The organism is uncultured Roseobacter sp. (assembly GCF_947488185.1).
Classification (GTDB): Bacteria; Pseudomonadota; Alphaproteobacteria; order Rhodobacterales; family Rhodobacteraceae; genus Roseobacter.
Window position 1 is genome coordinate 893,386 of the sequence record NZ_CANKYM010000001.1, and the last position, 24,773, is coordinate 918,158.

Consider the following 24,773-nt stretch of genomic DNA (forward strand, 5'->3'; position numbering starts at 1 on the left):
GGCTTGTCGACCACTTCATTCCGATGTCATCAATTCTTCACGTGTGAGCCGGAAGTCAGACGCGATCCAGCGCCGTTCCAGCACCTCCAGCCGCGCCCCCAATGCCTTGCCGCTGAGGGCGGGCATCAGATCCTGCGCCCGTATGGGAAACCGGGCGCTGGCCGCTGTTTTCAAGGGCTCAAGAGCGTCCAAGTCCACCGATTGATTGGCCAAAGCCGCACGCAGAATGACCACGGAGGCGGCGATGTCGAACCCCTGCCGGTAGGCGATTTCAGGCGCTGGCGTCATCTCGCCCATGGCGGCTTTCAGGGCCGTCAGCACCTTGGCGTCCTTGCTGCTGAGCCGCAGCCGGTCCCGCACATCGGAACCGCCCAGTGCTGCAAGGCGCAGGCGCCAGTCGGGGCGGCGGTTCAACCGCTCTTCCAGATGCACAACCGGCCCCAGCAGGGTTGGATCACCCGCCGGCAGAACGCGGGACAAAACGCCCGACTGGTGCATCACGGCGACAGCAGGCGCCGGATTGGGTGCGGCCAGCAGCTTGCGCATCTCCATGCCCACGCGTTCTGCCGACAACCTCTCCAATCCATCGGTGTTGGAGGCAATCGCATCCAAAGCCTCGGCGTCGAACCCGTTTTCGGGGTCCGCATACCAGGCATGAAACCGAAAGAACCGCAACACCCGCAAATAGTCTTCGCGAATGCGGTCCTGCGCGTTTTCAATGAAGCGGATGCGCCGCGCCAGACAATCCGGCAGGCCGCCCAGCGGATCGATGATCCGACCTTCCGGCGTGGCATAGAGCGCGTTGAGCGTGAAATCCCGCCGCCGCGCGTCCTGTACGATGTCCGTTGAAAAGGCGACCGTGGCGCGCCGACCATCCGTGTCCACATCCTGCCGGAAGGTGGTGACCTCAAAACCGGTGCCCTGCGCGACAACCGTGACCGTGCCATGGTCTATCCCGGTGGGTACGGTTTTCAGCCCCGCCGCCTCGGCGCGTCGCACCACCTCCTGCGGCGTCAGGGGCGTGGCCATATCGACGTCCGATCCGTTGAGCCGCAACACCGCATCGCGTACGCAGCCGCCGACCATGAAAACCTGATCCGCACCCAGCGCATCACAGACGGCCCGCACCGCCGGGTCGGTCAGCCAGGGGGTGTCTGCGGGGACTACTGCGAAATCTGGTCGGTCCATGCCCGCAACATACGCGCAGTTGCGCCCCAGATGTAATAGGGGCCGTACGGCACTGCGAAATACGACCGCTGCTGCCCCCGCCAGCGGCGCGACTGGATCACGTAATTCGCCTCCGTCATCACATGGGTCAGCGGCACGGAGAAAACTTCCTCCACCTCTCCCCGCTCGGGCACAATCTCAAAGGAATCGGTCACAAGGCCGATGACTGGTGTGACAATGAACCCGGTGACCGTTTCATGCGCGGGCAGCGTGCCAAGCACCTGGACATTGCCCGACGGCAGACCGATTTCCTCATGTGCTTCGCGCAGCGCGGCGGCGGTGACATCCGCATCCCCCTCGTCCTGCTTGCCGCCCGGAAAGGCAATCTGACCCGGGTGATGTTTCAGCGCGGAGGAGCGTTTGGTCAGCAGCAGATGCAGCCCGTCCTCCTGCGCCACGATGGGCGCCAGAACACCCGCCGGACGCAATTTGCGCCCGGCGGGCAGAACCGTCTCCGGGTTCAGGTCAAAATCAGACGAGGGGCGGCCGGGACGGCCCAGCGCCGCACGCAGCGTTTGCAGATCAGGCGTCATCGCCGCTTTTTTCGGCTTCGAACCCAACCGACAAAGGGTCGAGATCGTAGTGCGCACCGCAGAACTGACAGTCTGCTGTGACGCGCCCCGCATCGGTGGTCATCTTTTCAATGTCGCGCGCCGAATAGATCGACAGGCTCTGACGCACGCGATCTTCCGAGCAGGTGCACCCGAACCGGACGGTTTGCGCATCGAATACGCGCGGCTGTTCCTCGTGAAAGAAGCGCAGCAAAAGATCATTCGGGGCCAGCGTCGGCCCGATCAGCTCGATCTCTTCAACCGTGTCGAGCAGGATGTTCGCGCGGTTCCAGTTCTCCGCCTCATCGTCCTGCACCAGATCTGCCGCGGTGAGCGTTTCACCGTTGCCGTCGCCCTCGGCGACAAAGGGCGAGGCCTTGGGCATATGCTGCAGCATGACGCCACCGGCGCGCCAATGCTCGGCCACGCCGGGTTCGGTCGATTTCCCAAAGCTCAGCGAGAAGCGTGTCGGCAATTGCTCTGATTGCGCAAAATAGGTCTCTGCACAGGCCGCAAGCGAGCCTCCTTCGAGCGGCGTGATGCCCTGATAGGGCGTCATACCCTTGCCCTGATCGATCATGATCGCAAAATACCCTTCGCCGACCTGATCGAACGGCGCCGCATCGGTCAGCCGATCCGCATCATAGCTCGCATAGGCCCTGATCCGCGCCGGCTCGCCTTCGACCTCGGGACCGTAGTAGTCCGTGGCAATCATGCGCACGGCCCCTTTGGACTGGACCTGCAGCTGCAGTTTCCAGCGCAGTTTGATGGTCTGTCCGATCAAGGCAGTCAGCAACGCCATCTCGGCCACTAAGGCTTCGACCTGTGGCGGATAATCATGCTGTTTCAGAATACCATTCAACGCCCCGTCCAGCCGCGCAACACGGCCGCGGATGTCGCTGGCATCAAGTTGGAAAGGCAGGACCGTATCGTCCCACGCGATCTGGTGTCCGAGTGTCATTGGGGTTTCCTTATCGCCAAAGGGTCGGCATACCGGCTCCATATAACCGTCTTGGGTCCGTTGAAAAGAGGGCAAGCCAGAATGATAAGACGTGTCGGCCATGCACCCCGCGCAGACCAGAGATATGTTTTGCGGCCCGGCGCCTATGCTATTCTGCCCTTGGATCGCGCTGTTTTACTGACCGCCCAATTGGGAGAGACCGTGGACATCCAACTGCCCGGCGGCGGGATCGATCCCGGTGAAAGCCCTGTGCAGGCGCTGCACCGCGAGGTCATGGAAGAGACCGGCTGGCGCATCGCAAACCCTCGAAAACTGGGCGCGTTTCGCCGGTTCGTCTATATGCCCGAATACGACATGATGGCGGAAAAGGTCTGTCATATATATGTCGCGCGCCCGGTGCTCTGCAGGGCAGCGCCGTCGGAGCCGGACCACGAAACGCTGGTTCTGTCCCCACGGGATGCCGTGGACGCCTTGGGCAACGATGGGGATCGCCTGTTTCTTGCGCGCTATTTTTCCTGACGTTGTCCGGTAAATTCAAAGAGGACACCTGAGACATCGTCCGGAAACTCCGACAGACCGGAAATCTCTGTGAGCGACGCGACCAGCGAGTCGAACAGGTCGGGGCCTTTGACCTCGCGCAGCCCGTCCAGGATTTCCTCCAGCCCCTCCTCACCGATCAGGGCGCCGCAGCCGTCCGGACATTCCGTTATCCCGTCCGAGAAGATCATCAGCCTGTCACCGGGGTGCAGCTGCATCTCGAACTTCGAAAACGTCACACCGGACATCAGGCCGACCGGAAAACCGCCCGTGCCATCCTGCTCCATCGTGCCGTCCATTCGTTGAATGACCGGGTGCGGGTGGCCTGCCTGCCCGAGCACCACTTTGCCGGTCTTCAGATCAACATCAGCCAGCATCAGAGTGAAGTAGTGTTCGGTTTCCATTTCATCGAGAACAAGCTCGTTCAGCGTCTCGATCGCCTCATCCGGCGGTCGCGACCTGTACCCGTCCTCCGTTTTCTCCAGCGCGATGTTCTGGTCCAGCGCGCTGGCCGACAGATACCCCGCCAGTCGGGCCGTCATCAGCGCGGAACTGATCCCGTGGCCTGACACATCAATGGAATAGAGGCCAAGATGTTCGGGCGCGGCGGGATAAAACCCGACCAGATCACCGCCCACATGGCCGCTGGAGCGCAACAGGAGGGACAGATCCCCACCCTCGAAGGTCTTGAACCGTTCGCGCACCAGCGACTGTTGAAGCTGTTTTGCCTCGATCAGATCGCTGTCGAGGGAATCGTAAAGCCGCTGCAATTCGTCCAGCGTGTCGGTAATGACACGGTTCTTCAGCGTCAATTCCCGCTGCATTTCCAGAATGCGGGTCCCGGCTGTCATACGCGCGCGCAATTCATGGCCATCCACCGGTTTGGTCAGAAAATCATCGGCACCCGCGTCCAATCCTTCGGCCACGTCATTTTTTTCACTCTTCGAGGTCAGCAGGATAAAATAGCCGTAGTGTTCACCCGACATCTCGCGGAAGGCCTTGCAGAACTCGATCCCAGACATCCCGGGCATCATCCAGTCGCTCAACACCAGATCCGGCGCGCGAATTTTGCAGGCCGCTAGGGCAGCCTCGCCTGAATCCGCCTCCACCACCCGGTATCCCCAGCGTTTGAGCGAGCTGGACAGGATTTTACGCTGCAACCGGCTGTCGTCGACGACCAGAACGAGTCTGGGGCCATCCGAAGGATCGGACAGCTTATCGGTCTCCGGAAGAAGTAACTTATTCGCCATTTAATGCTCGAAACTAGAGTGCCCGCTGTTTACGCCGCGAAAGCTTAAGGTGTGATGAAATCTAAAGTTTGCGATAAAAACCAGGCGCTGCACACCAACTGTTAGCCCTTTTTGGCGACACTGACGGTTCACATTGGTCGGAGAGTGCGGTCATGATTGACTGGGACAGAGTGGCAACGCTGAAAGAAGAAGTTGGTGCGGAAGATTTCGAGGAGGTGGTTGAGCTCTTCCTGGACGAGGTGGATGCAGCCATTGACGCGCTTGCCGCGCAAAAACAGCATGACGATCTGGAGGAAAAGCTCCATTTCCTGAAAGGCAGCGCGCTCAGCCTCGGATTCCGGTCGTTTTCTGATCTGTGCCACGCCGGGGAAAGCGCTGCGGCGCAATCAGCAACACCAATGGTCGATCTCGACGAAATCCTGCAATGCTACGCCCAGTCGCGGCAATCCTTCCTCACCGACCTGCAGACCAAAGTCGCCAGTTAATCCAACCGGTAAAGCTCTGCTTGGTGAGCGTCGCCCAATTCAGACACCGATTTCTGCTGCAGGCGGCGCATACCGTCGATCCACCGGTCGTGGTCCTGCGCCCGCCGTTGCGCATGTTGCGCCACCTCTGCATGGGGCAGGATCAGAAACTGGCCGTCCTCAACACCGGTAATAATCGACTGCGCCACTTCCTCGGCTGTCAATAGGGCGGGTCGCGCATCGGCATCCGTGGCGGTCATACCAATCAGCGGGGTCGCCACATATTGCGAGCACACCACCGACACACCGATACCCTGCGCCCCGTGGCTGATGGCCAGAGACTCCGCGAAACTGACCGCGGCGTGTTTCGTGGCCGAATATGCCGCATCCCCGATCTGGTTCAGCAGACCGGCGGCTGAGGACACATTCACAAAGTACCCCGCCCCCCGCGCCAACATATCCGGCAGCAGGCATCGCGCAGCGTAGACATGTGCCATGACATGCACCATCCAGTTTTGCATCCAGACGTCATCCGAAGCGGATGCGGCGTGCCCCTCCTGACCGCGAAAAACACCTGCGTTAGAGACAAAGACATCAATCCGGCCCAGCGCCGTAGTCGCATCGTAAACGCAAGCCTCGATCTCCGCTTCGACAGTCACATCGCAGGTGAGCCCAAGACAGCCCATCTCTTCTGCCGCATTCCTGACCCCCGCCGCATCCCGATCCGCAATGGCGACCCGCGCGCCCTTTGCCTGAAGGGCGCGTGCCAGCGCCGCGCCGATCCCGCTGGCACCCCCGGTGATGACAACCGTTTTGCCGTCAAACTCCATTATCGCCCCTCAAATGACGAATTGCGCCAATGTTTCGTCGTTGGTGATGTCGGTGTAGGTAAAGCCCGCCGCATCCAGTTCCGCCAGAAGCCGGTTGAAATTCTCCGGACGCGTGGTTTCGATCCCGATCAGGACCGATCCGAAGTTGCGCGCGGATTTCTTGAGATATTCAAACCGGGCGATGTCGTCATCCGGCCCCAGGATGGACAGGAACTCTTTGAGCGCCCCGGGCCGCTGCGGCATGCGCAGAATAAAATACTTCTTTATCCCCGAATAGCGCTGCGCCCGCTCCTTCACCTCGGGCAGACGTTCGAAATCGAAATTCCCGCCGGAGGCCACGCAGACAATTGTCTTGCCCCTGATCTGTTCGGCGAGGACAGACAATGCCTCGATGGCCAGCGCACCAGCGGGTTCCAGCACAATCCCTTCGACGTTCAGCATCTCCACAATCGTGGTGCAAATCCTGTCCTCGGACAGGTGAATGACGTCCACCGGGTCGACCCCGCGCAGCCGCGCAAAGGTGCGTGCGCCCAGTTTGGCAACCGCCGCCCCATCCACAAAACTGTTGATCGGGGAGACATCGACCGGTTCGCCTTCGCGCAGCGCAAACCCAAGACTTTGCGCACCGGTGGGCTCGACAAAGGTATAGGCGCAAGTCTCACCAAAGAAACTGCGCACACCGGCCGAGAGACCGCCACCGCCCACCGGCAGGATGATCCGATCCGGCGCGCGGCCCAATTGCGTCTCTATCTCAACGGCAACGGAGGCCTGTCCTTCGATCACGTCTTCATCGTCGAAGGGCGACAGGAAATGCGCGCCTTCCTTGGCGCAAAACCTCTGTGCTTCGCTAAGCGTCTGGTCGAAATAGTCTCCAACAAGGCGAATTTCCACGTGATCGCCGCCGAACATCCGCGTTTTCTGCACCTTTTGCTGCGGAGTCGTGACCGGCATGAAAATCACCCCGCGCACCCCGAAATGACGACACATGAAGGCCACACCCTGCGCGTGATTGCCCGCACTGGCACAGACAAAAAGCGACTGCGCCGGGATCACCTTGCGCATCGCGTTGAAGGCGCCGCGCAGCTTGTAGGACCGCACCGGGCTGAGGTCTTCGCGTTTCAGCCTGATATCGGCACCATAGCGATCCGACAGGTGGTCATTGCGCAACAAAGGCGTGGGCGGAAACACGGCGCGCATTTCACGCTCTGCCGCGCGCGCAGCCTGTGCAAATGCATCTGCCTTCATCCACCGGGTCCTTATATCTGCAGGGTCCCTGTTCAGTAGGCGCGCAGGCCGCGCCGGTCAACGCGCATCGACCTTGCCGCCCCTGTCAAAACCCGATATCGCAGCCGGGATTTCGTGACGAAGGAAGATGCTCATGTCCGCGCCCAAAAAAGTCGTGCTCGCCTATTCCGGCGGTCTTGATACCTCGATCATCCTGAAATGGCTGCAAACCGAATACGGCTGTGAAGTGGTGACTTTCACTGCCGATCTGGGCCAGGGCGAGGAATTGGAACCGGCGCGCAAGAAGGCCGAACAGATGGGCGCATCGGAGATCTACATCGAGGATGTGCGCGAGGAATTCGTGCGCGATTTCGTCTTTCCGATGTTCCGGGCCAATGCGGTGTACGAAGGGCTCTACCTGCTGGGCACCTCCATTGCGCGTCCGCTGATTTCCAAACGTCTGGTCGAGATTGCCGAAGAAACCGGCGCAGATGCGGTGGCGCATGGCGCGACAGGCAAGGGCAACGACCAGGTCCGCTTTGAGCTGGCCGCCTATGCGCTCAACCCCGACATCAAGGTGATCGCGCCCTGGCGTGAATGGGATCTGTCGAGCCGGACAAAACTGCTGGATTTCGCCGAGAAAAACCAGATCCCCATCGCCAAGGACAAACGCGGCGATGCCCCGTTCAGCGTCGACGCCAACCTGCTGCACACCTCCTCCGAGGGTAAAGTGCTGGAAGACCCGGCGGTGGACGCGCCCGACTATGTCTATCAGCGCACGGTCAACCCGGAAGATGCGCCAGACACACCCGAATACATCGAGCTCGGGTTCGAGAAAGGCGACGCGGTCAGCATTGACGGCGTTGCCATGTCCCCCGCCAAGATCCTGACCAAGCTGAACGAGTTGGGCGGCAAGCACGGCTGCGGCCGTCTCGATCTGGTCGAGGGCCGTTTTGTCGGGATGAAATCGCGCGGCATCTACGAAACGCCGGGCGGTACCCTGCTGCTGGAGGCGCACCGGGCCATTGAATCGATCACGCTCGACCGGGGGGCCATGCACCTCAAGGACGAGTTGATGCCGCGCTATGCGGAACTGATCTATAACGGCTTCTGGTTCTCGCCCGAGCGCACGATGCTGCAGGCGGCGATCGATGCGAGCCAGACCCATGTGACCGGCACTGTGCGGTTGAAACTCTACAAAGGGCACGTGCGGACGGTAGGGCGCTGGTCGGACCACAGCCTCTATTCCGAAGCGCATGTGACGTTTGAGGATGATGCCGGTGCCTACGACCAGAAAGACGCCGCCGGGTTCATCCAGTTGAACGCGCTGCGCCTGAAACTGCTGGCCGCGCGGGATCGTCGGTTGAAATAGGCATACTCAGGTCAGTTTTTGACGCTCCAGCGCGTGATAGTAGGGCAACGCCTCCTGCATCAGGTTGGTTAAATCAGGCTCTAACTGGGGCATTTCGCCCTCGGCACTGGCAAACCCGGTGCTCTGATGCACCGCGCCGTACCAATGCGTGGCCCAGACACCGTCCTCTGCACGTGGCCCGGCGGGCCAGCTGAGCATCGCAGGATCAAAGGGCAGATCAATCGCGTCACACAAAGCCCGCAGCATATGTTCGGGACGCGCGCGGATATCCGTGCTGTCGATCACGATCCCACCCAGTTTCTCATAAAGCACATGCTGCTGGACAAAGCCGATGTCCTCCAACGTGGGCGCTTCGCGTTTGGCCGCATAGCTGGCAATGACCCGCGCGGGGTGGCGGATCAGGTGCACATTCACACAGTCCTGCGCCCAGTCGAGCGGGAAGCCCTCCAGCATGTGATGCGGCATGTGTTTCATGTAGAGATGCGGCGTTGGAAAGGGCGCGCGGCACAGGGCGGCCACCTCACCCGGATCGGTGGCCTGCGCTGCGAGGATCTCCTCGCGCATCGGATGGTCCGCGCCGGACTGTGCGAGGTAGGCCGCGTAAAACGGCTCATCCATCACGGTGAAATCCGACCGCGCGCCAAAGCTGTACATCATCGCGGTTGAGAGGTTCCGCGGGCCCGACCACATCGCAATCTTCATCAGCGCCTTGCCTTCACATATTTTGTTTCAACCCGCGTGCCCGGCACGATGGGATGTTTCAGAACAGCGTAGAAACCACATCCCGGAATGCCAAGTCCGTAAACTGTTTTCACCTGCCCGTGACATCGCAAGCTCGTGAATTGTTTGCACGATCTGGATTGGACAGATTGGTGCGCAAAGGAGACGCGATATGTTCACACGGGAAACGTTCAAATCCATTGCCCTTGCTGGGATGATCGCCCTTGGCTTTGTTGCACAAGGCAAAAATGCCCATGCGGCAGACCTGCAGACGCTCACCGTTGCGGGCGGTTGTTTCTGGTGTGTCGAGGCCGATTTCGAAAAGGTCAAAGGCGTGAAGGAGGCCGTCTCGGGCTTTACCGGCGGCACCGTCGCGAACCCGACCTACAAACAGGTGACTTCGGGTGGCACGGGGCATTATGAGGCGGTGCAGATCACCTTTGATGCGGATGTGGTCAGCCGCCGTACCCTGCTCGATCTGTTTTTCAGATCGGTTGATCCGACGGATGCAGGCGGACAATTCTGCGATCGGGGTGAAAGCTATCGGACTGCGATTTTCACCAGCACCTCAGCCGAAAAACAAGCGGCAGAGGCCGCCAAAACCAAGGCCACTGCTGATCTTGGCCAGAAGGTTGTGACCCCGATCCTCGACGCAGCGGAGTTTTACCCCGCCGATGCCTACCACCAGGACTACTATAAAGGCCGTCAGCTGGTGATCACCCGGTTTGGCCCGAAACGTCAGGCCTCCGCCTACAAGGCCTATCGCGAGGCTTGCGGGCGCGACGCGCGGGTCAAGCAACTCTGGGGAACTGACGCGCCTTTCGTGAACAGCTGATTAGCCGACCTTGCACGCCGCCAATACCGCCATGTTCAGGATGTCATTGGCCGTGGACACGGTAGAGCAAATCTGGATCGATCCATCCACCCCGGCAAGGATCGGTCCGATCACCGTCGCCCCAGCCATTTCCTGCATCAGCTTGACCGAAATGCTCGCCGAATGGCGCGCGGGCACGATCAGGATATTGGCGGGGCCGGTCAGCCGCGAGAACGGATAGGCTTCCTGCGCGAGGCTGTTCAGCGCCACATCCACGGTCATCTCGCCTTCATACTCAAAACTGACGCCGCGTTGATCCAGCACATCCGCCGCCTTGGCCATCTTCTCCGCCCGTTCTGACACCGGGTAACCGAAGGTCGAGAAGCTGACGAAGGCCACGCGCGGCTCCAACCCCATGTTCTGAGCCACTGTGGCCGCGCGTTCGGCGATATTGGCGAGGTCTTCCTCGTCAGGCCATTCGTTCACGATGGTATCGGCGATGAACACAATCCGGCCCTTGTGCAGCACCGCCGTGATACCCGCAACGCCATGGTCCTTATCTGCGTCGTAGACGTGATTGATCCGGTCGAGGATATGCGCCGACTTGCGCGTCGCCCCGGTGACCAGCCCATCCCCATGCCCATGTTGCAACATCAGCGCCGAGAACACATGCCGGTCACGCGCCGCCAACCGGTGAATGTCCTGCGCATCGAAACCGCGCCGGTGCAGCCGGTCATAGAGGAACTGCTTGTACGTTTCCAGATGCTGGGTATTGGCCGCATTCACGATCTCGATCTGGCGATGCGCATCTTCCAGACCTGCCGCCTCCAGTTTTGTTTTCACGTCATCTTCGCGGCCAACAACCAGCGCCTTGCCGAACCCGGCACGCTGATACATCACCGCGGCGCGCAGAACCCGCGGATCATCCCCTTCGGCAAAGATCATGCGGGCCTGATTGGCGCGGGCGCGGGCGTTGATGCCGCGCAGAATGCTGGCCGTCGGGTCCATGCGTGACTTGAGCGACAACTCATAGGCTTCCATGTCGATGATCGGGCGGCGCGCAGCGCCGGTGTTCATCCCCGCCTGCGCCACGGCGGGTGGCACCCGGTGGATCAGGCGCGGATCAAACGGCGTCGGAATGATGTAATCGCGTCCGAAACTGAGGTTTTTCCCATAGGCCAAGGCCACTTCGTCCGGAACATCCTCGCGCGCGAGGTTCGCCAGCGCATGGGCGCAGGCAATCTTCATCTCGTCATTAATCGCACGCGCATTGATGTCGAGCGCACCCCGGAAGAGATAGGGAAAGCCCAGCACGTTATTGACCTGATTGGGGTAATCGCTGCGCCCCGTGGCGACAATCGCATCGGGCCGCACCTCATGCGCGTCTTCGGGCGTGATTTCCGGATCGGGATTCGCCATGGCGAAAATCACCGGGTTTTCCGCCATGCTGGACACCATGTCCTGCGTCACGGCCCCTTTGACGGAGACGCCCAGAAACACATCCGCCTCCTTCATCGCCTCGTCCAGCGTGCGCAGATCCGTGGCCACCGCATGGGCCGATTTCCACTGGTTCATGCCTTCGGTGCGGCCCTGATAGATCACGCCCTTGGTGTCGCACATGATGCAGTTCTGATGCTTGGCGCCCATCGCCTTCAGCAGTTCGAGACAGGCAATCCCGGCAGCCCCTGCCCCGTTCAACACAATGCGCACGTCTTCGATCTTCTTGCCCGACAGCTTCAACGCATTCAGCAGACCGGCGGCGCAGATCACCGCCGTCCCATGCTGATCGTCGTGAAAGACGGGGATGTCCATCTCCTCTTTCAGCCGCTGTTCGATGATGAAACACTCCGGCGCCTTGATGTCCTCAAGGTTGATACCGCCAAACGTCGGGCCCATCAGCTTGACCGCGGCCACAAACGCATCCGTATCCTCGGTGTCCAGCTCGATATCGATGCTGTTCACATCGGCGAAGCGTTTGAACAGAACCGCCTTGCCCTCCATCACCGGTTTTGACGCCAGCGCCCCAAGGTTCCCAAGGCCCAGAACCGCCGTCCCATTGGAAATCACCGCAACCAGATTGCCCTTGTTGGTGTAGTCATAGGCGGTCTCAGCGTTTTCCGCGATCGCCTCGCAGGGCACGGCCACACCGGGTGAATAGGCCAGGCTCAGATCCCGCTGCGTGGTCATCGGCACCGTTGCCGTGATCTCGAACTTGCCGGGGGTCGGCTCGAGGTGAAAGGCCAGCGCCTCTTCGGGCGTCACGCGATTTTTGGACATGAGAAAAGGCCTTTACTGCAGTTCCGAGCGCATAACCTCTAGCCCAGCGCGCAGGTAGCCTCAAGCAGGCAGCATTTGAGGCTTTTCCCCACCCGCCTGCGTTTGTAAGGTCTGCCGAAACTGCGGGGGTGCCCATGACCGTCACGCCGATGATGGCGCAATATCTCGACCTGAAAGCCGGTTACGCGGATGCCCTGCTGTTCTACCGCATGGGCGATTTCTACGAGATGTTCTTTGACGATGCGGTGGCCGCTGCGGAGGCGCTGGACATCGCCTTGACCAAGCGCGGCAAGCACGACGGCGCGGATATCCCCATGTGCGGCGTGCCGGTTCACGCCGCTGAAGGCTATCTGTTGACGCTGATCCGCAAAGGCTTTCGCGTTGCGGTCTGCGAACAGATGGAAAGCCCGGCAGAGGCGAAAAAACGCGGCTCTAAATCGGTGGTCAAACGGGATGTTGTGCGTCTGGTGACGCCCGGCACGCTGACCGAAGAGGCCTTGCTGGAAGCGCGGCGGCACAACTATCTGACCGCCTTTGCCGAGGTTCGTGATGCGCAGGCGCTGGCCTGGGTCGATATTTCCACCGGGGCGTTTCACGTGATGCCGCTGACGGATTTGCGGCTGGGTCCGGAACTGGCACGGCTGGCGCCCTCCGAGCTGATCGTGTCGGAAGCGCGCGAGGCGGACCTGCGTGAGATGGTCGAGGAATTCGGGATCGCGCTGACCGGGATTGCCCGCTCTGCCTTTGACAGCACGGGGGGTGAAAAGCGGCTTTGCGATCTCTTTGACGTTGAGACGCTGGATGCCTATGGCACTTTCACCCGCGCTGAGATCGCCGCCATGGGCGCAATCCTTCAGTACTTAGAGATCACGCAGAAAGGCAAACTACCCCTGCTGCGCCCACCGCAGAAAGAGGCAGAAGCCCGCACGGTGCAGATCGACGCCGCCACGCGGCGCAACCTCGAACTGACGCAAGCGCTCTCGGGGGGTCGCGCCGGTTCCCTGCTCTCCGTCATGGACAAAACGGTAACGGCAGGCGGCGCCCGCCTGCTGGAACGGCGGCTCTCCAGCCCCTTACGGGTTCTGGACGTGGTGCAGGACCGGCTGGCCGCCGTGCGCTGGGCGGTCTCGGAGACGCAAGAGCGGCACACTACCCGCGATACCCTGCGCAAAGTGCCCGATCTGGACCGCGCGCTCTCACGTCTGTCACTGGATCGTGGCGGGCCGCGTGACCTTGCCGCCATTCGAAATGGCCTGTCTCAGGCGGAAAATCTCTGTGCGTCTTTGAACAAGCTGGAGTTACCGCCGCTCCTGACCAGCGCATTGAAGGCCATGTCCGGCCATGACACGCTGATTGATCAACTCGACGCAGCATTGGTAGCAGAACCTCCACTCCTGACTCGCGACGGTGGGTTCATCGCACCGGAGCATGATGCGGAGCTCGATGAGGCCCGCAAACTGCGCGACGAGGGCCGCAGTGTGATTGCGCAGATGCAGTCTGAATTCGTCTCTAACACGGGGATTTCGTCTCTCAAGATCAAACATAACAATGTTCTAGGCTACTTTATCGAAACGCCTGCGACCCATGCGGAAAAGATGCTGTCACCGCCGCTGTCAGAAACCTTCATCCACCGCCAAACCACCGCGAACCAGGTGCGTTTCACCACGGTTGAACTTTCCGAAATGGAGACAAAAATCCTCAACGCCGGTGCACGGGCGCTGGAGATTGAGAAACGCCTCTTCGAAGCGCTGCGCGCAGATGTGTTGGCGGCCGCAGGGCCCGTTGCGGAAGCCGCCCGTGGCTTGGCAGAACTTGATCTGACCACGGCACTGGCCGAATTGGCTGTATCCGAAAGCTGGGCAGCCCCCAAGGTCGACAATACGCGGGCGTTCGATATCTGCGGCGGACGTCACCCGGTGGTCGAACGCGCGCTGAAGGATAAGTCAGGCGAACCATTCATCGCAAACGACTGCGATCTGAGCGCCGAGGCGGATCACGCAAATGTCTGGCTGCTCACCGGTCCGAACATGGCGGGTAAATCGACCTTCCTGCGGCAGAATGCGATCATCGCCCTGCTGGCACAAATGGGCAGCTTCGTACCGGCAGAGAGCGCCCATATCGGGCTGATCAGCCAGCTCTTCAGCCGCGTCGGCGCCTCGGATGATCTGGCGCGCGGGCGGTCTACCTTCATGGTCGAAATGGTGGAAACGGCGGCCATCCTCAATCAGGCGGATGACCGAGCGCTGGTGATTCTGGATGAGATCGGGCGCGGGACAGCCACCTATGACGGGCTGTCGATTGCCTGGGCGACGCTCGAACATCTGCATGACGTAAACAAGAGCCGCGCGCTTTTCGCCACGCATTACCATGAGATGACCGCGCTGGCCGGGAAACTGGCAGGCGTGGACAATGCGACCGTTGCGGTGAAGGAGTGGGAAGGCGAAGTGATCTTCCTGCACGAGGTGCACAAGGGCGCCGCCGACCGATCCTACGGTGTGCAGGTGGCACAGCTTGCCGGGCTTCCAGCGCCGGTGATCGCCCGCGCCCGCGTCGTTCTGGATGCGCTGGAGAAAGGTGAACGAGAAGGCGGCGCGACCCAGAAAACCCTGATCGACGACCTGCCGCTCTTCTCCGCAACACCGGTCGCCGCGCCGCCAAGGCAGAAAACATCCGAAGTCGAGACGCTTCTGGCCGACATCCTTCCGGACGAACTCACACCCCGGCAAGCGCTGGACGCGCTGTACAAACTCAAAGACGCGGCCAAATCCTGACCGCGCCTTCATTGTTCCGAAAAATATGCCCCCCGGAGGGCCGCGCTCAAAAAGCGCTCAGCTCGCCGGTGTCGACGACACCCCAACCTGCGCCGGGCGCAGCAGCCGGTCGTGCAGCATGAACCCTTCGGCAGCAACCTGAATGATATCCCCCGCCTTGGTGCCGGGCACCGGTGCTTCGAACATCGCCTGATGCTGCTGCGGGTCAAAGCGATCCCCCACTTCGGGCGCAATAATTTCTATCCCGTGCTTTTTGAAAACACTCAAAAGCTCACGCATGGTCAGCTCGATGCCTTCGATCAAAGCAGAATTCGCTTCTTTCTGCTCCTCCGTGATGGTCTCAATAGCACGTTTCATATTGTCATAGACAGGCAGCATATCGCGCGACAGCTTGGACCCGCCGTAATTCTCGGCCTCGCGCCGATCGCGGTCCGACCGCTTGCGGGCATTCTCGGCGTCCGCCAGCGCACGCATGAAACGGTCACGCAATTCGTCGCGCTCGGCGCGCAGCTGGTCCAGCTCCAGCGCTTCATCGTCAATCTCTTCCATCTCATCCGCAAAAGCCTGCGCTTCCGCGTCTTCAATATCGTCCAGAAACTCTTCGTTCTTGGGCTCTGCCATAGTTCACCTCTAGCTCCGGTCAGAGATCAGCTTTCCGACCAGCTGCGCCGTGTAATTCACAATCGGCACAATGCGTCCATAATTCAGTCTCGTCGGACCAATAACGCCCACGGCGCCGATGATCTTTCGATCAGCGTTCATATATGGGGAAACCACCAGAGAGGAACCCGAAAGTGAAAAAAGTTTGTTCTCAGAACCGATAAAAATGCGCACACCGTCGCCTTCTTCAGCAAGTTCAAGGAATTCGGCAATATCACGTTTGCGTTCAAGGTCATCAAAGAGGTGTCTGATGCGCTCAAGATCCTCAGTCTCGCCGTCTTCGCTGAGTAGATTCGACCGCCCGCGCACGATCAGACGCTCAATCTGATCGCCCTCGCCTTCCCAGACCGCCAAACCGCTTTCCACAAGGTCGCGGGCCAGCGAATCAATCTCCTGACGACGGGTGGCGATTTCCCTCTGGATCGTGCTGTGCACCTCGCTGAGCGTTTTGCCTTCGATCAGCGCATTAAGGAAATTCGCTGCCTCGCGCATGGAGCTGGGTGTCTGTCCGGGCGGCGGGGTAAACAGCCGGTTTTCGACGTGGCCATCGGCAAAAACCAGCACGACCAGCGCCCGCTCCGGCGACAGGGATACAAATTCGATGTGTTTGATCGGCGCTTCACGTTTCGGCGTCAACACCAGCGAGGCGCCATGCGTCACGCCCGACAGCGCCGATCCGACCCGGTCCAGCAGACCGCCCACATCCTGCTCGTTCGATCCCAGCGTGGCGTCGATCTTCTCGCGGTCGGTTTCATCCGGATTGCCGATCTCCAGCAGCCCATCGACAAACATGCGCAACCCCAGCTGCGTCGGGATACGCCCCGCGCTGACATGGGGGCTGTCCAGAAGACCCAGATATTCAAGGTCCTGCATCACATTGCGGATGGTGGCCGCGCTCACCTTTTCGCTGAAATCACGGGTCAGGGTGCGTGATCCAACCGGGACGCCGTCCTCCAGATACCCCTCGACCACCCGGCGAAACACTTCGCGGGATCGGTCGTTCATCTCTCCAAGGATGTTTGGCACGTCACTCATGATCAGATCCCGATTGAACCGCTATAAAAGCATGAAACCCGCAGAATTCAATCGGGGTTGCATCTTCACACCACTGGACGGTATCGGGGGGACGTACACAGCAAAGGATATTCCATGCGCCCTTCTGGTCGAGCTCTGGACGAAATGCGTGCCGTTTCCATCGAAACAGGTTTCACGAAACACGCCGAAGGGTCGGCCCTGATCAAGATGGGCGATACGCATGTGCTATGCACCGCCACCATCGAGGATCGCGTGCCGCCGTTTATCAAGGGATCGGGATTGGGTTGGGTCACGGCGGAATACGGCATGCTGCCCCGTGCGACCAACACGCGGATGCGCCGTGAAGCCGCCGCCGGCAAACAAGGCGGGCGCACCGTGGAAATTCAACGGTTGATTGGCCGGTCCCTGCGCGCCGGTGTTGACCGTGTGGCACTGGGAGAACGTCAGATCACCGTCGATTGTGACGTTCTGCAAGCCGACGGCGGCACCCGTTGCGCCTCGATCACCGGGGGCTGGGTTGCTTTGCGGCTGGCGGTGAACAAGCTGATGAAAGCAGGCGATGTGATCAGCGATCCGATGGTTGACCCCGTGGCGGCGATCAGCTGCGGCATCTACGCGGGCCAGCCGGTGCTGGATCTGGACTATCCAGAGGATTCCGAAGCGGGCGTCGATGGCAATTTCATCATGACGGGCTCGCATCAGCTGATCGAGGTGCAGATGAGCGCCGAAGGCTCAACCTACTCACGCGACCAGATGAACGCGTTGATGGATCTGGCCGAAAAAGGTGTGTCCGAACTGGTCACAGCCCAGAAAGCCGCCACCGCATGACCCGCAAGTTCGACAACAAGCGTATCCTGATCGCCACGCATAACGCGGGCAAGCTGGACGAGATGCAGCAGTTGTTCGAACCTCACGGCGTCACGGTTGTTGGTGCTGCGGAAATGGATCTGGCCGAACCTGACGAGACCGAAGACAATTTTGTTGGCAATGCCCGGATCAAGGCGCGCGCCGCGGTGGAAGCGACAGGTCTGCCTGCATTGGCGGACGATTCCGGGATCGAGGTTGAAGCCTTGGACAATGCCCCCGGCGTCTATACCGCCGATTGGGCAGAGACACCGAACGGGCGTGATTTCGTCATGGCCATGACCAAGACACACAATCTGCTTGAAGAAAAATCCGCCCCACATCCCCGCAAGGCCCGTTTCTGCGCGACCTTCGTGCTTGCCTGGCCCGACGGGCATGAAGAGATTTTCGCAGGCCGCGCAAATGGCACGCTCGTCTGGCCCATGCGCGGCGAAACCGGCCATGGATATGACCCGATGTTCCAACCCGATGGCTACGATATTACCTATGCGGAAATGGACCCGGCCCAGAAAAACCGCATCAGCCACCGCGCCGATGCTTTTGCCAAGCTGATTGCGGGTTGCTTTGGCTGAGGATTGGGAAGCAGGCGGTTTCGGCCTTTACCTGCACTGGCCTTATTGCGAGGCCAAATGCCCCTACTGCGATTTCAACAGCCATGTGTCGCGGCAGATTGATCACGCCGCATGGTGCGACGCCTATCTGAAAGAGTTGGACCGCGCCGCATCGGAAACGCATGGCCGCGTCCTCCGGTCGGTGTTTTTCGGCGGCGGCACCCCCAGCCTCATGCAGCCGGAAACGGTGGGCCGGATCATTGAAAAGATTCGCAGCCTGTGGCCCATGGCAAATGATCTGGAAATCACACTGGAAGCAAACCCTGGGTCCGTCGAGGCGGGTAAGTTCCGCGCCTTTCGAGACACAGGTGTCAATCGCATCTCCATGGGCGTGCAGGCCCTGAACGATGCGGATTTGAAGCGTCTCGGGCGTATTCATACCGCTGATGAGGCAATGAAGGCCTTTGACATCGCGCGCGCAACCTTTGACCGGGTCAGTTTTGATCTGATCTATGCGCGGCAGGGTCAGTCACTGGCAGACTGGCGGGCGGAACTTGAACAAGCACTGTCCATGGCGGTCGATCACCTGTCGCTCTACCAATTGACGATCGAGCAAGGCACTGCTTTCGGGGATCGTTACAACGCCGGCAAGCTGCGCGGCTTACCGGACGAAGACTTAGGAGCAGACCTTTTCGCCATGACGCAAGACATCTGTGGCGCGCATGGGTTGCCCGCCTACGAGGTGTCCAACCACGCGCGGGACGGTGCACAGTCCCGGCACAATCTGATCTATTGGCGTTACGGCGATTATGTGGGCATCGGTCCGGGCGCCCATGGTCGTTTGACTTTGAAGGGACAACGGTGGGCAACGGAATGCGTCTCCAACCCGAGCCGTTGGCTTGAAGATGTCGCCACGAAAACGCCGGAAAAGCCCAGAACGCCCTTATCCGCATCAGATCAGGTAAGCGAATTCCTCCTGATGGGCCTGCGCCTGAAGGAAGGGGTCAGTCGGAGCCGTTTTGCGCAGTTGAATGGCAAGCCCTTGGCATCTGAAAAACTTCAAGACCTCGAAGATCTGGGTATGATTTCAACCGGGGATGATAATTTAATCGTTTCAAATCAAGGGTTTATGGTCTTAAACGCCGTGATTGAAAGCCTGCTGCAGGCTTAGGACCCGCTGAGAATGCGGCAAAGCTCGTCCAGGTCATCCAACGATTTGTAATGCAGTGTCATCTGCCCGGATTCCTGACCCGGCTTGTGCGACAGAACCACTTTCATACCAAGGCTCGCAGAGAGATCGTCCTCAAGCGCTTTGGTATCCGCATCTTTTGCCTCTTTTACCGGCTTTGCATCAGGCGTACCAAAGATGTTCGCACCATCCGAGGCCTGCTTCTTGACCAGCGCCTCCGCCGCACGAACAGACAACCCGCCCCTGACAATGGTTTGTGCCAGTTTCAAGGGATCATCTGCCGGGATCAACGCCCGAGCGTGGCCAGAGCTTAGGTCTCCCTTGCGGACCATTTCCAACACAGACTCCGGCAGATTGAGCAACCGCAAAAGATTCGCAATATGGCTGCGGCTTTTGCCCAGTGCTTCGGCCATCTTTTCCTGCGTGTGACCAAACCGGTCCATCAGTTGCCGGTATCCCGCTGCCTCTTCAATCGGGTTCAGATCCGCCCGCTGAATGTTCTCGATGATCGCAACTTCCAGCACCTCAACGTCCGTGAAGTCCCGCACGACCACCGGTAACTCGTGCAGCTTGGCCATCTGCGACGCGCGCCACCGCCGCTCCCCCGCGACAATCTCATAACGATCATCTGCCACGGCCCGTACGATCAGTGGCTGGATGACACCCTTCTCGCGGATGGAAGCGGCAAGATCATCCAGATCGCCCTCAGCAAAGCGTTTCCGGGGCTGATCCGGATTGGGTGCGATTTGCTCGATGGGAATCACACGCTCAGCGGCGGACGGTCCCGCACTGGCGGCTTTCTCTGTCTCTGCAACATCTGACATCAAGGCCGATAGGCCGCGTCCAAGACCCCGTTTACGATCTGCTCCACCTGCCATATCAGCCCCCTTATGCGACTTTTTCACTATTTCTGCTCAACACTTCCTGCGCAAGGGCCCGATACGCCTGCGCCCCCTTGGAGGCGGTATCATAGGTCAGCACCGGCATGGCAAAAGACGGCGCTTCACTGACCCTGACATTCCTCGGGATTCGGGTGGAGAACACCAGTTCCCCGAGGTTGTCCCGCGCGTCCTGCTCAACCTGCAGGGACAAGTTGTTGCGTCTGTCATACATGGTCAACACAACACCTTCGATTCGTAGGTCTTTGTTCCCACTCTGCCGAACCTCTCGAATGGTCAGCATCAGCTGCGATAAACCTTCCAGTGCAAAGAACTCACTTTGCAATGGAACCAACACCGAATGCGCCGCGATCATTGCGTTCACTGTCAGCAAATTTAGCGACGGCGGACAGTCAATCAGGATGTAATCCAGCTCAAACACATCCATCGCTGTCTGGCGCAGAGCATCATGCAGCAGAAAACTCCGCTTTTCGTTCGAAATCAGCTCGATGTCGGCGGAACTCAGGTCAACCGTTGCCGGGACGATCATCAACCCCGGCGTCACAGTTGGCAGAACGACCGACTTCAGGTCGACATCCTCCAGGAGCAGCTCGTAGGTGGTGAATTCGCGATCCCCCAGCTCGATACCGAGACCGGTGGACGCATTCCCCTGCGGATCAAGGTCAATGACAAGAACCCTTTTGCCCGCCTCCGCCAATGCGGCGGCAAGATTAATGGTGGTTGTCGTTTTGCCAACCCCGCCCTTCTGGTTCGCAACCGCAATGATTTTTGGACCCACAGGGCGTGAAAAGTCAGACACGTTTGATTTCCCTCACCTCGAGAATGGCAGCATTTGGGTTCGTTTTACTTGTATGACTCACTAGGTCAAAAGACCACGCCTTACGCGCCTCATCGACCTCTTTTTGCCAAGTCTCACCTTTGGAAAACAACGCCCGACCGTTCGGGTTCAAGTGACGGTCCGCAAAAGACAACAGCGAAGATAGATCAGCAAGCGCCCGCGCGGAGAGGACATCCGCATCAAGAGGATCAGTTTGTTCAATTCGGGAGGTGAGCACCGTCCCCGTCAGGCCCAACTCGCGTATCACCGTCCTCAGGAACGTCGCTTTTCGCATATCGCTTTCGATCATGGTCACATGAAGGTCTGGATTCCGTTCCCGCGCAATAATCGCAATAACCAACCCGGGCAAACCACCGCCGCTGCCCATATCAACCCAGTTTCGGCAGGTGCCAGCAAGCGGATACATTTGTGCAGAATCCCGGATGTGCCGGTCCCAGACCTCTGTAAGACTCGCCTTGGAAACAAGGTTGATTTTGGGATTCCACTTGGTCAGGAGATCGTGGAAACTGGATAATCGGTCCAATGTTTCACGTGAAACATTCAAATCCAATACCGTCACGCAGATTGCTTTCGTTTCAAGGACCGCAACCGCGCAAGGATGAGCGTTAAAGCAGCAGGTGTCATCCCATCGATACGCGCCACCTGCGCCAGAGAACTCGGCTGCGTCGCGATCAGTTTCGCCTTTAGCTCATTGGACAGCCCTTCCATCACCGCATAGTCAAAACCCTGCGGAATCAGCAAGTTTTCGTCCTTTTGCATCAGCTCGATGTCTTTTTGCTGGCGCAGAATGTAATTTGCATAAAGCGCTTCCCGCTCCATTTGATCTCGCGTTTCGCCATCAATGTCCCCGAACGTTGGATCAAGATCGCCAACCTCAGAGAAACCCACATTTGGGAACGCGAGAAGCTGCATGGCTGTCCGCCTGGATCCATCCTGGTTGATTTTGATCCCGACTGAGGCGGCTTGCGAAGGCGTGAAGGTCGTTCCCGTCAAGAGATCACGTGCTTTCTCCAGTCTTTCAGACTTCTGTGCGAAAGCCTCCGCGCGCATCGAACCAACGCACCCAATCTCCACTCCCAGCGGTGTCAGTCGTTGATCTGCATTGTCTGCGCGCAAGGACAGCCGGAACTCTGCCCGGGAGGTGAACATGCGATACGGCTCGCTGACACCGCGTGTTGTGAGATCGTCGATCATCACGCCGATGTAGCTCTGCGCCCGCGAGAATTGTAGTGGTTCCCGACCAGATGCCCTGAGCGCGGCATTTAGCCCGGCAACCAGCCCCTGCGCTGCTGCTTCCTCATACCCCGTTGTCCCGTTGATCTGCCCGGCCAAGTAGAGTCCTGGGACCGTCGGGAGCGCAAGTGTCGCGTCCAACGCGCGCGGATCAACATAGTCGTATTCAATGGCATATCCGGGCTGCAGAATAACAGCTTGCTCCAGCCCGAAGATTGAGTGCACGTAGTCTTCCTGCACGGCTTCGGGCAGAGATGTGGAGATGCCGTTAGGATACACCGCATCGGTGCTAAGCCCTTCTGGCTCAAGAAATATCTGGTGTGAATCCTTATCCGCAAACCGAACGATCTTGTCTTCGATGGAGGGGCAATATCGTGGGCCAATCCCATCGATATGACCGCCATACATCGCAGAGCGATCCAGATTTTCCCGAATGATATCATGGGTTCTTGCGTTTGTATGCGTGATCCCGCAGGAGACCTGACGTGCATAGGTACCCTTTGACAGGAAGGAGAAAAGGGTTGGCTCGTCATCACCGGGCTGGTTTTCAAGATCGTCCCATCGAATGGTCTTCCCATCCAGCCGTGGTGGCGTCCCGGTTTTCAGCCGTCCAAGCGGCAGATCAAAGGAATCGATACGGTCCGCCAGCTTGATCGACGCCTTTTCGCCCATACGCCCACCTGAGCGCGAGACATCCCCGATATGGATAACGCCCCGCAAGAAGGTGCCCGTGGTGAGGACAACGGACGTTGCCTTGATCTCGCTATCATCCTGTAGCCGGACACCGATAACACTTGGGCCATCCATCAGGAAATCAACGACCTCCCCCGTCAAAACAGTGAGATTTTGCTGCGCTTTGACTTCCGCAAGCATTTCAGTTCGGTAGATGAGCCTATCAGATTGCGCCCTCGGGCCTTGCACCGCCGGACCTTTGCGCCGGTTCAGCAGACGAAATTGGATGCCCGCTTTATCTGCAACCCGGCCCATCACACCATCAAGCGCATCAATTTCCCGCACGAGGTGGCCTTTTCCCAACCCACCAATGGCCGGGTTGCAGGACATCGCACCGATCCCATCTTCCGATAGTGTAATCAGGGCTGTGTTTGCCCCCATGCGCGCGGATGCATGTGCGGCCTCACAACCCGCATGCCCGCCACCAATGATCACAACATCAAAATGTTTCACGTGAAACACTCCGCTACTTACCCAAGCAAAAACTCGAGAATATTTCGTCCAACAGGTTTTCGACGTCAATACGCCCCACCAGCGCTTCCAACGCTCGAATCGCACTCCGAAGCTCTTCCGCCGCTATATCATAATGTTCTGGCCCCTGCGCGACGATATCCAAAGCCTGATCAAGGGCACTTCCCGCCCGCTCCATCGCCAACCGATGCCGCGTATGCGTCGCAAGGCCAGCTCCGGCCGTGCGCCGCTGCAAAGTGTGTTGAATACGGTCCACAAGCTCCGAAACACCGATGCCGGTTTTGCCAGATATGCCATTCTCAACCGCGTCGATCAGATCGGCCTTGGCGTGCAAAACCAGGTCATCCTCGACGGGCGACAACATCAATTCTTCGCCGGGCACGGCAAGAAAAACACGCAGATCCGCTGACTTTGCGCGCTCTACAGCGCGCGCAACCCCGATGGATTCGATTTCGTCCTCGCTGTCACGCAGGCCTGCCGTATCCAAAAATGTGACAGGCAGACCTTTCAGATCCATGCGAACCTCTATGACGTCCCGGGTTGTCCCTGCGATATCCGAGGTGATGGCAGCATCGCGTCCTGCCAGCCGATTGAGAAGGGTTGATTTACCCGCGTTTGGGGGCCCCACCAAGGCGACCTCAAACCCCAATCGAATGCATTCTGCCACGAACGTTCCAGCGATTTCGCTTACCAGGTCGCTCTTGACCTGCCCGAGCAAATCCAAAACTTCAGGGCTCACATCTACGGGAACGTCTTCGTCAGCAAAATCTATGGTGGCTTCGAGTAACGCCGCGCTGCGGATCAGCTTACTGCGCCAGCTCTCGACGCGATCCCCCAGCGCGCCGGAGAAAACCCTGACGGCTTGCTTGCGCTGCGCCTCGGTCTCCGCATCAATTAGGTCGGCAAGACCTTCGACCTGCGCAAGATCCAGCTTGCCGTTCTCCAGCGCACGCCGTGTAAACTCACCCGGTTCGGCCAAACGCAGGTCATCCTGCACACCAACCTCGGCCAAGACCGCCTGCACCACGGAAATGCTGCCGTGCACATGCAGCTCAACCACGTCTTCGCCAGTGAAACTGTATGGCCCTTTGAAGCAAACAACCAAGGCGTGGTCGAGAATCTCACCATGGTGATCCCGCAGGATACGCGTGGCCGCCTTGCGCGGGTCCGGCAGAGTACCAGCCAGTGATTTACCGGCAGAGAAAGCCGATGGGCCGGATATCCGGATCACCGACACCCCGGCACGGCCCTGCGCCGAGGCCAGTGCATAAATCGTATCCATATGTTAACCCACTGTAATTAA

23 protein-coding genes are annotated in these 24,773 nt (G+C 59.4%); 8 read left to right on the forward strand and 15 right to left on the reverse strand.

From position 1 onward, the window contains the following. Positions 1-15 precede the first annotated feature (15 nt). The 3 genes from Q1A52_RS04485 to Q1A52_RS04495 are packed head-to-tail and all read right to left on the reverse strand — an operon-like array spanning position 16 to position 2,739. A complete protein-coding gene (locus Q1A52_RS04485) occupies positions 16-1,188 on the reverse strand; it encodes a CCA tRNA nucleotidyltransferase (protein ID WP_300011409.1) in 1,173 nt (390 codons plus the stop codon). After that, positions 1,164-1,760, reverse strand: coding sequence for a CoA pyrophosphatase (locus Q1A52_RS04490; RefSeq protein WP_300011412.1), 597 nt, complete (start codon positions 1,758-1,760; stop codon positions 1,164-1,166). Before Q1A52_RS04490 ends, Q1A52_RS04485 begins: the two co-directional genes overlap by 25 nt. Continuing rightward, positions 1,750-2,739, reverse strand: a complete 990-nt coding sequence (locus Q1A52_RS04495; protein ID WP_300011416.1) for an Hsp33 family molecular chaperone HslO — start codon at positions 2,737-2,739, stop codon at positions 1,750-1,752. The genes Q1A52_RS04490 and Q1A52_RS04495 overlap by 11 nt, the downstream gene beginning before the upstream one ends. Before the next feature lie 81 nt (positions 2,740-2,820). Here Q1A52_RS04495 and Q1A52_RS04500 point away from each other — a divergent pair, with 81 nt between their 5' ends. After that, complete coding sequence (locus tag Q1A52_RS04500; RefSeq protein ID WP_300011419.1) at positions 2,821-3,258, forward strand: NUDIX hydrolase; 438 nt, start codon at positions 2,821-2,823, stop codon at positions 3,256-3,258. Here Q1A52_RS04500 and Q1A52_RS04505 read toward each other — a convergent pair. After that, positions 3,246-4,526, reverse strand: coding sequence for a SpoIIE family protein phosphatase (locus Q1A52_RS04505; RefSeq protein WP_300011422.1), 1,281 nt, complete (start codon positions 4,524-4,526; stop codon positions 3,246-3,248). The two genes, Q1A52_RS04500 and Q1A52_RS04505, sit on opposite strands and share 13 nt — an antisense overlap. A 152-nt stretch (positions 4,527-4,678) precedes the next feature. Here Q1A52_RS04505 and Q1A52_RS04510 point away from each other — a divergent pair, with 152 nt between their 5' ends. Then, positions 4,679-5,011, forward strand: coding sequence for an Hpt domain-containing protein (locus Q1A52_RS04510; RefSeq protein WP_195821016.1), 333 nt, complete (start codon positions 4,679-4,681; stop codon positions 5,009-5,011). Here the strand turns inward: Q1A52_RS04510 and Q1A52_RS04515 are convergent. Together Q1A52_RS04515 and ilvA are read right to left on the reverse strand one after the other, a co-directional pair. Further along, positions 5,008-5,820: an SDR family oxidoreductase gene (locus Q1A52_RS04515; RefSeq protein WP_300011425.1), complete on the reverse strand. Its 813-nt coding sequence runs from the start codon at positions 5,818-5,820 to the stop codon at positions 5,008-5,010. The genes Q1A52_RS04510 and Q1A52_RS04515 overlap by 4 nt on opposite strands. Positions 5,821-5,829: 9 nt before the next feature. Next, entirely contained in the window at positions 5,830-7,065 is a 1,236-nt protein-coding gene (ilvA, locus tag Q1A52_RS04520) for a threonine ammonia-lyase IlvA (protein WP_300011428.1), read from the reverse strand. 133 nt (positions 7,066-7,198) lie between these two features. Between ilvA and Q1A52_RS04525 the strand changes: the two genes are divergently transcribed. Further along, positions 7,199-8,416: an argininosuccinate synthase gene (locus Q1A52_RS04525; RefSeq protein WP_300011431.1), complete on the forward strand. Its 1,218-nt coding sequence runs from the start codon at positions 7,199-7,201 to the stop codon at positions 8,414-8,416. 6 nt (positions 8,417-8,422) lie between these two features. Here the strand turns inward: Q1A52_RS04525 and Q1A52_RS04530 are convergent, their stop codons facing one another. After that, positions 8,423-9,118 (reverse strand): HAD family hydrolase, encoded by a 696-nt coding sequence (locus Q1A52_RS04530; protein WP_300011434.1) that lies wholly within the window; start codon positions 9,116-9,118, stop codon positions 8,423-8,425. Between the two features lie 190 nt (positions 9,119-9,308). On the opposite strand from Q1A52_RS04530, the gene msrA reads away from it, so the two are divergent. Then, positions 9,309-9,971, forward strand: a complete 663-nt coding sequence (gene msrA / locus Q1A52_RS04535; protein WP_300011437.1) for a peptide-methionine (S)-S-oxide reductase MsrA — start codon at positions 9,309-9,311, stop codon at positions 9,969-9,971. On the opposite strand, the gene Q1A52_RS04540 is transcribed toward msrA, so the two are convergent. After that, the gene (locus Q1A52_RS04540; RefSeq protein ID WP_300011440.1) at positions 9,972-12,227 is read right to left on the reverse strand and encodes an NADP-dependent malic enzyme; all 2,256 of its coding nucleotides are present in this window, start codon (positions 12,225-12,227) and stop codon (positions 9,972-9,974) included. A gap of 134 nt (positions 12,228-12,361) precedes the next feature. Here Q1A52_RS04540 and mutS point away from each other — a divergent pair, with 134 nt between their 5' ends. After that, positions 12,362-14,998: a DNA mismatch repair protein MutS gene (gene mutS / locus Q1A52_RS04545; protein ID WP_300011443.1), complete on the forward strand. Its 2,637-nt coding sequence runs from the start codon at positions 12,362-12,364 to the stop codon at positions 14,996-14,998. Positions 14,999-15,055: 57 nt separating this feature from the next. Here the strand turns inward: mutS and Q1A52_RS04550 are convergent, their stop codons facing one another. Further along, positions 15,056-15,619: a nucleotide exchange factor GrpE gene (locus Q1A52_RS04550; protein ID WP_300011446.1), complete on the reverse strand. Its 564-nt coding sequence runs from the start codon at positions 15,617-15,619 to the stop codon at positions 15,056-15,058. Between the two features lie 9 nt (positions 15,620-15,628). Then, entirely contained in the window at positions 15,629-16,693 is a 1,065-nt protein-coding gene (gene hrcA / locus Q1A52_RS04555) for a heat-inducible transcriptional repressor HrcA (RefSeq protein WP_300011449.1), read from the reverse strand. A 114-nt stretch (positions 16,694-16,807) separates the two neighbouring features. Between hrcA and rph the strand changes: the two genes are divergently transcribed. Genes rph through hemW form a run of 3 tightly spaced genes read left to right on the forward strand, consistent with a single transcriptional unit; the run spans position 16,808 to position 19,279 of the window. After that, on the forward strand, positions 16,808-17,521 hold the full coding sequence (rph, locus tag Q1A52_RS04560; RefSeq protein WP_300011452.1) for a ribonuclease PH: 714 nt from the start codon (positions 16,808-16,810) through the stop codon (positions 17,519-17,521). Next, complete coding sequence (gene rdgB, locus Q1A52_RS04565; protein WP_300011455.1) at positions 17,518-18,129, forward strand: RdgB/HAM1 family non-canonical purine NTP pyrophosphatase; 612 nt, start codon at positions 17,518-17,520, stop codon at positions 18,127-18,129. The genes rph and rdgB overlap by 4 nt, the downstream gene beginning before the upstream one ends. After that, positions 18,122-19,279 carry a radical SAM family heme chaperone HemW gene (gene hemW, locus Q1A52_RS04570; RefSeq protein ID WP_300011458.1) on the forward strand — a complete coding sequence of 386 codons (1,158 nt, stop codon included), beginning with the start codon at positions 18,122-18,124 and terminating at the stop codon, positions 19,277-19,279. Before rdgB ends, hemW begins: the two co-directional genes overlap by 8 nt. On the opposite strand, the gene Q1A52_RS04575 is transcribed toward hemW, so the two are convergent. From Q1A52_RS04575 to mnmE, 5 genes are read right to left on the reverse strand one after another with little or no spacing between them, the layout of a single operon-like run. After that, positions 19,276-20,175: a ParB/RepB/Spo0J family partition protein gene (locus Q1A52_RS04575; protein ID WP_300011461.1), complete on the reverse strand. Its 900-nt coding sequence runs from the start codon at positions 20,173-20,175 to the stop codon at positions 19,276-19,278. The genes hemW and Q1A52_RS04575 overlap by 4 nt on opposite strands. Positions 20,176-20,185: 10 nt before the next feature. After that, positions 20,186-20,995: a ParA family protein gene (locus Q1A52_RS04580; RefSeq protein ID WP_300011464.1), complete on the reverse strand. Its 810-nt coding sequence runs from the start codon at positions 20,993-20,995 to the stop codon at positions 20,186-20,188. Beyond that, positions 20,988-21,593, reverse strand: coding sequence for a 16S rRNA (guanine(527)-N(7))-methyltransferase RsmG (gene rsmG / locus Q1A52_RS04585; RefSeq protein WP_367277989.1), 606 nt, complete (start codon positions 21,591-21,593; stop codon positions 20,988-20,990). Before rsmG ends, Q1A52_RS04580 begins: the two co-directional genes overlap by 8 nt. Further along, on the reverse strand, positions 21,590-23,452 hold the full coding sequence (gene mnmG, locus Q1A52_RS04590) for a tRNA uridine-5-carboxymethylaminomethyl(34) synthesis enzyme MnmG (RefSeq protein WP_300011470.1): 1,863 nt from the start codon (positions 23,450-23,452) through the stop codon (positions 21,590-21,592). Before mnmG ends, rsmG begins: the two co-directional genes overlap by 4 nt. A 13-nt stretch (positions 23,453-23,465) precedes the next feature. Continuing rightward, positions 23,466-24,752 (reverse strand): tRNA uridine-5-carboxymethylaminomethyl(34) synthesis GTPase MnmE, encoded by a 1,287-nt coding sequence (mnmE, locus tag Q1A52_RS04595; RefSeq protein ID WP_300011472.1) that lies wholly within the window; start codon positions 24,750-24,752, stop codon positions 23,466-23,468. Between the last annotated feature and the right edge of the window lie 21 nt (positions 24,753-24,773).

What these genes read in the sequence shown, in the direction of transcription:
- Q1A52_RS04485 (WP_300011409.1), bottom strand. Translation starts at nt 1,188, where the DNA reads ATGGACCGACCAGATTTCGCAGTAGTCCCCGCAGACACCCCCTGGCTG.
- Q1A52_RS04490 (WP_300011412.1), bottom strand. Translation starts at nt 1,760, where the DNA reads ATGACGCCTGATCTGCAAACGCTGCGTGCGGCGCTGGGCCGTCCCGGC.
- Q1A52_RS04495 (WP_300011416.1), bottom strand. Translation starts at nt 2,739, where the DNA reads ATGACACTCGGACACCAGATCGCGTGGGACGATACGGTCCTGCCTTTC.
- Q1A52_RS04500 (WP_300011419.1), top strand. Translation starts at nt 2,821, where the DNA reads ATGATAAGACGTGTCGGCCATGCACCCCGCGCAGACCAGAGATATGTT.
- Q1A52_RS04505 (WP_300011422.1), bottom strand. Translation starts at nt 4,526, where the DNA reads ATGGCGAATAAGTTACTTCTTCCGGAGACCGATAAGCTGTCCGATCCT.
- Q1A52_RS04510 (WP_195821016.1), top strand. Translation starts at nt 4,679, where the DNA reads ATGATTGACTGGGACAGAGTGGCAACGCTGAAAGAAGAAGTTGGTGCG.
- Q1A52_RS04515 (WP_300011425.1), bottom strand. Translation starts at nt 5,820, where the DNA reads ATGGAGTTTGACGGCAAAACGGTTGTCATCACCGGGGGTGCCAGCGGG.
- ilvA (WP_300011428.1), bottom strand. Translation starts at nt 7,065, where the DNA reads ATGAAGGCAGATGCATTTGCACAGGCTGCGCGCGCGGCAGAGCGTGAA.
- Q1A52_RS04525 (WP_300011431.1), top strand. Translation starts at nt 7,199, where the DNA reads ATGTCCGCGCCCAAAAAAGTCGTGCTCGCCTATTCCGGCGGTCTTGAT.
- Q1A52_RS04530 (WP_300011434.1), bottom strand. Translation starts at nt 9,118, where the DNA reads ATGAAGATTGCGATGTGGTCGGGCCCGCGGAACCTCTCAACCGCGATG.
- msrA (WP_300011437.1), top strand. Translation starts at nt 9,309, where the DNA reads ATGTTCACACGGGAAACGTTCAAATCCATTGCCCTTGCTGGGATGATC.
- Q1A52_RS04540 (WP_300011440.1), bottom strand. Translation starts at nt 12,227, where the DNA reads ATGTCCAAAAATCGCGTGACGCCCGAAGAGGCGCTGGCCTTTCACCTC.
- mutS (WP_300011443.1), top strand. Translation starts at nt 12,362, where the DNA reads ATGACCGTCACGCCGATGATGGCGCAATATCTCGACCTGAAAGCCGGT.
- Q1A52_RS04550 (WP_300011446.1), bottom strand. Translation starts at nt 15,619, where the DNA reads ATGGCAGAGCCCAAGAACGAAGAGTTTCTGGACGATATTGAAGACGCG.
- hrcA (WP_300011449.1), bottom strand. Translation starts at nt 16,693, where the DNA reads ATGAGTGACGTGCCAAACATCCTTGGAGAGATGAACGACCGATCCCGC.
- rph (WP_300011452.1), top strand. Translation starts at nt 16,808, where the DNA reads ATGCGCCCTTCTGGTCGAGCTCTGGACGAAATGCGTGCCGTTTCCATC.
- rdgB (WP_300011455.1), top strand. Translation starts at nt 17,518, where the DNA reads ATGACCCGCAAGTTCGACAACAAGCGTATCCTGATCGCCACGCATAAC.
- Q1A52_RS04575 (WP_300011461.1), bottom strand. Translation starts at nt 20,175, where the DNA reads ATGGCAGGTGGAGCAGATCGTAAACGGGGTCTTGGACGCGGCCTATCG.
- mnmE (WP_300011472.1), bottom strand. Translation starts at nt 24,752, where the DNA reads ATGGATACGATTTATGCACTGGCCTCGGCGCAGGGCCGTGCCGGGGTG.